Here is a 4,331-nt window from a genome sequence, read left to right as displayed (position 1 = left end):
TCAACTCTGAGCAGGCCATTTCACTGGATTCACTAAGACCCCTAGTGCTTGGCTAAAGATATAAAAAGCTTGTTCTTTCCGTATTGAATCTTTGGAAAAAACAAGCTTTTATGTAATTTATTTTTCTTAACGTTGTTAATCCGCATAAATAGGACGGTACCCCTATGCTAAAGCGTACCCACAGTTAAAAGTAGGATACATAGTGGGCATGGGATCCCAATGTGAACGTTAGTCCTAAGAAGATAAACTAAGAACCTTTTAACTTCTTTTAACTATTTTAGGGATTTGAAAGCCAGGCTAGGACTTGGATAGCGAGGGGATATACCTACAAAAACTATGTCAAACACCTACAAATTCTATGTCACAGTTGAATAACGGGGGACGCCGAGATACGTGTAAAAACCGGCCATATCTTCTGTAGACACGTTGATATGACTGGTTTTTACACGTAAATTCATCATTTTTCGCTAAAAGCCGTATTGCTTTTTAAATTAAGGAATGATAATCGACATTAAAATACCTATAAAATAGTATTTCAATATTTCAACTAGCGTTTTGAATCGCTTCAAATAGCCATATGTTGATGTTTTGAGATGTAAAATCGTCTAATTTACGTCTCTTTCAAAAGGTTAAGCCTTTTGTGATATTTGGCAATGGAGATATTTGGTTTTTATCTGGAAATTGGGTATACTATGGATAGTTCGCAGTTATTTGAAACCATAAGATTAGCTATAGGAGGATTGAAATATGAAAAAAAGGAATATCATTATAGCTGTATTATTAACTTTTTCTGTGCTTATAGGTTATATAGTCTACCACAACTCAATGAACGGGAAGGTATCTAGGGATTTGGATTCTAACATTCCCATCACCTTAAAGTTTGAATACGAAGATACTCACGGAGGATTTCTAGGTGATGGCACAACTCTAGCTGAAGCAAAGTTAAAAGATAGCCATATACGTAATATAATAGAGAAATCAAAGAGAGAGTGGATAAAAGCACCTATGCCTTTGGAAATACAAGAACGAGTATATGGTAATGAGTTCGAGGAAGCTTTAATACCTAAAATAGACAATGGATATTGGACTTTCTTAGATAGATATCGATTAGATAACGAGCTGGACACTAAGCCAAACGTATATTATGAGCATACGGGGAATTATAGCTTAGGAGTAATAGATTTAGATACTAACACTTTATATTATATTAAATTTGATAGCTAATAGGATGTAACTGCTGAGTCATAACCTCAATATATAAATTAAGCCTGAGAACCTTCTAAAATAACAGAAGTTCCCAGGCTTAGTCTTTTATTTATTGTTAAATTTTGGCTTAGCGTATAATTTGTCGGTTTTGCTGACGGTACTCCAAAATAAGATTAAGTGTAATCTTTTTCTAAAATAGGTCGATATAGTTATTGGGAGATTTAGTAAGCCAACAATGCAATATAAATAATACGAATGGAGAGATTTATATGAAAATAAAAAAATACCTTGCTGTTCTTTCAATTTGCTTTCTAAGTTTAATTACTTTATCTGCAAACAGCTCATATGCAGATGCTATGACGGAAACTGAGCCAAACAATACAATTAATGAAGCTGAAGTTATCGAAAGGAATAATCACAATCCTGCTGAATTCATAAAAGGAAATAATAGCAGCCAGAGAGTTGTTAGCGGAACTATTGACGAAGCAGATCAGGACTGGTATAAAGTCTATTTGCCTAAAGATAGTAATACTATTTTATCTGTAAATAGTAAAGTATATCCGATATTTGAGATATACGATGAGGATTTAAATACTATTATGTTAAAGTATCTAATAACCTTGTAGGAGGGGATTACTTGTTCACGATAGGATCTCCTAACTACAGTGTAAGCTCATATAAACATATAGCTACTCAAAGTTTAACTTTAACTCCAACTATAAGTTCTATAGAAGGTATATATGACCTTAGAAATTTAAACTTTTTGCCGGATAAAGCGATTGTTTATGATCTTGCTATTGGAGGTACAAAAATAAATCGTGCTTCTAGCGAGTATCGAAGTTTCAAGTTAGATAGCGACTCTTTATGGACTAGGACGGCTCCTTATACATGGGGTGCGAAAATAGATGTCAGCGCAAATAAAGCTTTAAAAAATATATGGAAGATTAAGCTTGAAGGAAAAGTTTCTGACGCATCAAAGCCTTTTAGTTTAACACCTGAAATTAGATTCAGTTACGTGTATCCAATACTTCCAAATTAAATATTTCAACTTACCATTTGCTAAATCTCTAATACTTCAATTACTTCAATAAAAAGGAGTGGCGCTATTGAAATTAAATGATAATTTTAAAGTATTAATGAGCATAAACAATTATAACAATCTTACCGGCAACAAGCCTACGCACTCTAATACTAAGGCATTGAATAAATATGATAACAATCATTTGAAATCTAGCTATTTTCAAAATAAAAGAGACAGTGTTTTCATTTCGAATACGGCACAACAGCTCAGTCTTAATTATGAAAAAATCATCTCTATGAAAAGAGTGAATGATGAAGAAATAAATGTTTTAGAATCAAAAAATAATACTCTTGAGTTTAAAAAAGGTACATACTACAACTTCCAGAGCAGTAATGGAAAAAGAATAATTTTAACTACTGACGAATATGGTCATGTAACTATGCCTTTCATTGAGTTGGGAATTAGCTCAGACTCAATTGCTACATCACATCTAAAAGAAATTGATAGAATAGAAAAATTTTTCACTTATCTGTCAAGAGATAGTACCGCCCTATTAGTCAATTTAAGTTATAAAGAAAATGAAGCTAAGGACATACTTTCGCGTGTTGGCATCGAGCCAGGATTTTTTAAAATCAAAAATGGAAGCAAGACTAATGAATTTTACTTATTAGAAAACGGCAAGATATATTCAAAACATCAATCAGAAGGGCATAGGCACGCATTTAATACTAGCAACTTTTTTAAAGAGGGCTATACAAAAGACTCTCTATTTATAATAGACGGAAAAGAATTTAAACTAAATGATGATGGCTATTTAAATATTCCTGAGGGAACAGCTTGTCTGACGGAAACAATTAAGATTTTTAAGTAGGGGTAGGGACACATAGCCATCAAGCTAAGGACTATCCTAGATATATTTAGCTCAGCTATACACTAAAACCTGGAGGTTCCTTCTAGCATTCTGCCTGGGAATCTTCTTTTTTATATTTTAGAGCATAGAGAAAAGAGCCCTAGCATAGTCACAACTCAACAGTATTGACACCCTCGTTTTTCTCTAGTAAAATCAAGGTATGGCGATGTGTCATAACTTAGAGTTAAAATATCAGGGGGAAATCGGGATGATTTACGGATATGCAAGGGTCAGCACAAGAGGTCAGGCTTCAGACGGAAACAGTCTGGATAGCCAGGAAAAGCAGCTACGGGAAAATGGAGCTATGGAGATAATAAGGGAAAGCTACACTGGAACAAAGAAGAGCAGGCCGGAGCTGGACAAGCTGCTGGAAAGACTAGAAGAAGGCGACATGCTAATAGTCACAAAGCTAGATAGGATAGCTAGATCCACTCTACAGGGTACAGAGCTTATAAAGGAGCTGCTGGAGAAGGGAGTAAGGGTCAACATCCTCAATATGGGCATACTCGACAACACGCCTGCCTCAAAGCTTATAAGGACCATCTTCTTTGCGTTTGCAGAGTTCGAAAGGGATATGATAGTAGAGAGGACCCAGGAAGGGAAAGCAATAGCCAAGCAGAACCCCAACTTCAGGGAAGGCCGACCTAAAAAATTCACTCAGACCCAGCTGGACCATGCATTGTCTCTTCTGGATAACGGCCATAGCTACAGACAGGTAGAGAAAGATACCAGGATAAGCAAGAGCACGCTTATAAGGGAAGTCAGGCGAAGAAGATCTGAGGAAAGCTTGCAATAGGGGATATCGGTCATAATATATGAAGATATGGGGCATATGTCACTTTAAATGATATATTGAATATATGTATAAATACAGAAAAAAACAGGGTAGCCCCCTAGTATGACCACCTTACTTTAAGCACGAATATGGGCCTCTCACGAGGCCCATATTTTTACATTAAGCTAACTTAGCTCTGTATTTTATAATTGTAGATAGGGTACCCCAGCAAGCAAAAAAGACAACCCAATATGGGATTGTCTAGTCTATATCGAGTTCGCTTTTAAGGGCATCTTGCAGCACTTGTGAGAAGTTTATTCCTTGGTTCTTGGCCATCTCATTGAGCCAGCTAGGTATGGAAACATTCTTCCTCACAGTAGTATTCTTATAGTGCTTTGCATAAGCCAGAAGATCCACTC

Annotated in this window: 6 protein-coding genes; 5 read left to right on the top strand and 1 reads right to left on the bottom strand. The window is 35.6% G+C overall.

Annotated features, from left to right (window positions below):
• Positions 1–747: 747 nt before the first annotated feature.
• The 5 genes from EUAN_RS11990 to EUAN_RS11975 all read left to right on the top strand — a co-directional run bounded on the left by EUAN_RS11990 (position 748) and on the right by EUAN_RS11975 (position 3,933).
• Entirely contained in the window at positions 748–1,224 is a 477-nt protein-coding gene (locus EUAN_RS11990; protein ID WP_071064822.1) for a hypothetical protein, read from the top strand.
• Positions 1,225–1,475: 251 nt separating this feature from the next.
• The gene (locus EUAN_RS12400; RefSeq protein ID WP_084655936.1) at positions 1,476–1,832 is read left to right on the top strand and encodes a hypothetical protein; all 357 of its coding nucleotides are present in this window, start codon (positions 1,476–1,478) and stop codon (positions 1,830–1,832) included.
• An 11-nt stretch (positions 1,833–1,843) separates the two neighbouring features.
• Entirely contained in the window at positions 1,844–2,245 is a 402-nt protein-coding gene (locus EUAN_RS12395) for a hypothetical protein (RefSeq protein ID WP_084655935.1), read from the top strand.
• Between the two features lie 67 nt (positions 2,246–2,312).
• Positions 2,313–3,098, top strand: coding sequence for a hypothetical protein (locus tag EUAN_RS11980; RefSeq protein ID WP_084655934.1), 786 nt, complete (start codon positions 2,313–2,315; stop codon positions 3,096–3,098).
• Between the two features lie 247 nt (positions 3,099–3,345).
• Positions 3,346–3,933, top strand: a complete 588-nt coding sequence (locus tag EUAN_RS11975) for a recombinase family protein (RefSeq protein WP_071064820.1) — start codon at positions 3,346–3,348, stop codon at positions 3,931–3,933.
• A gap of 240 nt (positions 3,934–4,173) precedes the next feature.
• Here EUAN_RS11975 and EUAN_RS13105 read toward each other — a convergent pair whose 3' ends face one another.
• A complete protein-coding gene (locus EUAN_RS13105; protein WP_425388431.1) occupies positions 4,174–4,287 on the bottom strand; it encodes a type II toxin-antitoxin system CcdA family antitoxin in 114 nt (37 codons plus the stop codon).
• Positions 4,288–4,331 lie beyond the last annotated feature (44 nt).

Source organism: Andreesenia angusta, from assembly GCF_001855385.1.
Taxonomy (GTDB): Bacteria; Bacillota; Clostridia; order Tissierellales; family Gottschalkiaceae; genus Andreesenia; species Andreesenia angusta.
This window is presented reverse-complemented; position numbering and strand designations above follow the sequence as displayed.

Bases quoted from the DNA above. Each gene is read 5' to 3' on its own strand.
- EUAN_RS11990 (WP_071064822.1), top strand. From the start codon at position 748: ATGAAAAAAAGGAATATCATTATAGCTGTATTATTAACTTTTTCTGTG.
- EUAN_RS12400 (WP_084655936.1), top strand. From the start codon at position 1,476: ATGAAAATAAAAAAATACCTTGCTGTTCTTTCAATTTGCTTTCTAAGT.
- EUAN_RS11975 (WP_071064820.1), top strand. From the start codon at position 3,346: ATGATTTACGGATATGCAAGGGTCAGCACAAGAGGTCAGGCTTCAGAC.